General features: G+C 63.8%; 1 protein-coding gene. It reads left to right on the top strand.

Annotated elements, in window-relative coordinates; all coding sequences use genetic code 11:
• Positions 1-752, top strand: a 752-nt coding sequence (locus NA8_RS32180) for an AMP-binding enzyme (protein ID WP_157107047.1), incomplete at both ends; no start/stop codon positions are given.

Raw genomic sequence — 752 nt, 5'->3', positions numbered from 1 at the left:
CACCGTGTGACGCTCGCCGACGAGACGTCGGTGCCTATTGGTGCGCCCGAATGGAATAGCCGGGTGTTTGTGCTGGATGGGCGTTTGCGTCCGGTTCCGGTGGGTGTTTCGGGTGAGTTGTATTTGGCGGGTGTGCAGTTGGCGCGTGGTTATTTCGGTCGCGCTGATCTGACGGCGGATCGGTTCGTGGCGAATCCGTTCGAGTCGGGTGCGCGGATGTATCGCACGGGTGATGTGGTCGCGTGGAACGGCAACGGTGAGCTCGAGTATCGGGGTCGTGCGGATTTCCAGGTGAAGATTCGTGGTTTCCGTATCGAGTTGGGTGAGATCGAGGCGGCGTTGCTGGCGTTGCCGGGGGTCGCGCAGACGGCGGTGATCGCGAAGTCGGATCCGAAGACCGGTGACCGGCTGGTGGCCTACCTGGTCGCTGCCGACGAAGCCGGTGTCGATGTGGCGCAGGTGAAGTCGGAACTGTCGGCCGGGTTGCCGTCGTACATGGTGCCCTCGGCGTTCGTGGTGCTGGATGCTCTGCCGTTGAACGTCAACGGCAAGTTGGATCGTAAGGCGTTGCCGGAGCCGGAGTTCGAGGTCCAGGCCTTCCGCGCGCCGTCGACGCCGATCGAGGAGATCGTGGCGTCGGTGTACGCCGACGTGCTCGGTGTCGAGCGCGTCGGTGCCGATGACGATTTCTTCGCACTGGGTGGTAACTCGTTGCTGGCGACGCAGGTGGTGGCGCGTATCGGTGCGGCGTT

It is taken from the genome of Nocardia arthritidis NBRC 100137, assembly GCF_001612765.1.
GTDB lineage: Bacteria > Actinomycetota > Actinomycetes > Mycobacteriales > Mycobacteriaceae > Nocardia > Nocardia arthritidis.
Note: the sequence above shows the minus strand (reverse complement) of the source record. Positions and strands in the feature narration are given on the sequence as shown.